The sequence below is a fragment of the Nocardiopsis protaetiae genome (assembly GCF_045446735.1).
Classification (GTDB): Bacteria; Actinomycetota; Actinomycetes; order Streptosporangiales; family Streptosporangiaceae; genus Nocardiopsis; species Nocardiopsis protaetiae.
The window spans coordinates 1-2049 of record NZ_JBJJBV010000496.1 but is presented as its reverse complement, the minus strand read 5'-3'; the positions used below and the strand labels follow the sequence as shown (position 1 = coordinate 2049).

The window sequence follows — 2049 nt, the reverse complement described above, 5'->3', positions numbered from 1 at the left end:
CGGCGACCCCGCCGGAGCCGCCGTTGCCGGAGGCGCCTTCGGAGGCGGGGCCGGCGGGGTCGCCGCAGGCGCTGAGCAGGGTCAGGGCGGCCAGGGCGGCGGCGGACGACAGGGCGCGCGCACGGGCGCGCGGGGTACTGCGCAGGGGAGACACGGGACTCCGTTCCACAATCAGATGAGGCGTGCCTACCCTAAGCCCCGGCCTCCGCCGGGTTCCCGCCGGGGTGCGCCGGACCGCTCGCCCGGACCAGCGTGTCACCCGCCGGGGTCCGCGTGTAGAACACCCGCCGCCCCACCCGCCACGACCGCACCAGCCCGGACGCGCGCAGCACCGACAGGTGCTCCGACACGGTGGCCGGACTCCACCCGTGGGTGCGGGCCAGCACCGTGGTCGTCGCGGGCTCGCCGAGCACCACCAGCAGGCGCGCCCGGGTCCCGCCCAGCAGCCGGGCCAGGGCGTCCCCGGGCGGGGCCGGGGCGTCGGCCTCCCACAGCCGCCCCACCCCGTGCACCGGGTAGATGAGCGTCGGCTGCCAGGGCTCCTCGGTCTTGGCCACCGTCTCCGGCCACATGAACACGCTGGGCATCAGCACCAGGCCCCGCCCGTCCAGCGTGCGCTCGCCCTCGGCCGGATCGGGCAGGTGCAGCACCCGGCCCCGCCACCGGGTGTCGGGCGCGACGGAGGAGATCACCTCCCGCAGCCCGCCCTGGGCCACGGTGCGGGCGCGCAGCGACACGTCGGCCTCCAACAGCGCCCGGGCCCGCGGCCAGTGCGGCGCCACCAGCGCCTCCCAGGCCCGGCGCAGCGCCCGGACGATCCGCTCCAGCGTCGCCTCCGGGTCGGCCAGCAGCGGCCCGGTCACCGACTCCGGCAGGGCCCGGCGCGGGTCCAGCAGGCAGCGCGCCAGCTCCACCGCGGCCCGCTCGGGCGGGGTGGTGAGCAGAGCCGCCAGCTCGTCCTCCAGGTCCACCGACGGCCCCGGCGGGGGAGGGGCCAGGAAATCGGGCGTGTACCCGGGGCGCGGCGACAGCAGCGGCAGCGGGTCCAGCCCCAGGTCGGTGCCGCTGCGCTCGCGGATCGCCGCGGGCCACAGCCGGCGCAGCGTGCCCCGGTGGGGCTCGCCGAGCAGCCGCACCGCCGCCGTGGTCTCCCACAGCGGGGAGACCGAGAACCGGCAGCGCAGCAGGTCATCGTGGCTGAACACCAGCCGTCCGGCCACCGGTGCCTCCCCTGGGCATCTCACGGTTTCGGCCACCGCCGAATCGTTTGAGGCTACCCCGGCGCGAGCCCCAGCCTGGGGACATGACATCCCCGACCGCACCGCGCGCCGCCGCCGCCGCGCGCACCGGATACCTGCGGGTCCTGGCCGTCCCCGCGTTCCGCGTCCTCTTCCTGGCCGAGGTGCTGGCGATCCTGGGCCAGGTCGCCGCACAGATCACGCTGTCCCTCACCGTGTACACGCGCACCGGCTCGCCGCTGCTGTCGGCGCTGGCCTTCGCCGTGGGCTTCCTGCCCCACCTGCTGGGCGCGACCCTGCTGTCGGCGCTCACCGATCGCGTCCCGGCCCGCCGCCTCATGGTCCTCACCCAGGCCGCGACCGCGCTGCTCGTGGTCTGCATGGCGGTACCGGGGGCACCCGTCCCGGTGATGCTGCTGCTGATGTTCGTGATGGGCGCGATCGCCCCGCTCTACCAGGGGACCAAGGCGGCGACGGTGGCCGACGTGCTGCCGCCGGAGGGGTTCGCGCTGGGCCGCTCCCTGCTGCGGATGGCGGCGCAGCTCGCGCAGATCTGCGGGTTCGCGTTCGGCGGGGTGCTGTTCGCGGTGCTCTCGCCCACCCCGGCGCTGCTCGCGGGCGCGGGCCTGCTGCTGGCGTCCTGCCTGCTGCTGCGGCTGGGACTCCCCGCCTTTCCCGCCCGTCGCCCACCACCACCCTCAACGGAACGCCTGCGGCGTGCCCTCCTCCTTGCCCGTCGCCCACCACCACCCTCAACGGAACGCCTGCGGCGTGCCCTCCTCCTTGCCCGTCGCCCACCACCACCCTCAAC

2 protein-coding genes are annotated in these 2049 nt (G+C 76.5%); one reads left to right on the top strand and one right to left on the bottom strand.

What is annotated here, in order from left to right:
- Nucleotides 1-191 precede the first annotated feature (191 nt).
- Entirely contained in the window at nucleotides 192-1220 is a 1029-nt protein-coding gene (locus ACJOT3_RS34280; protein WP_406977290.1) for an ArsR/SmtB family transcription factor, read from the bottom strand.
- Between the two features lie 83 nt (nucleotides 1221-1303).
- On the opposite strand from ACJOT3_RS34280, the gene ACJOT3_RS34275 reads away from it, so the two are divergent.
- On the top strand, nucleotides 1304-2049 hold a 746-nt coding region (locus ACJOT3_RS34275; protein ID WP_406977289.1), incomplete at its 3' end, for an MFS transporter.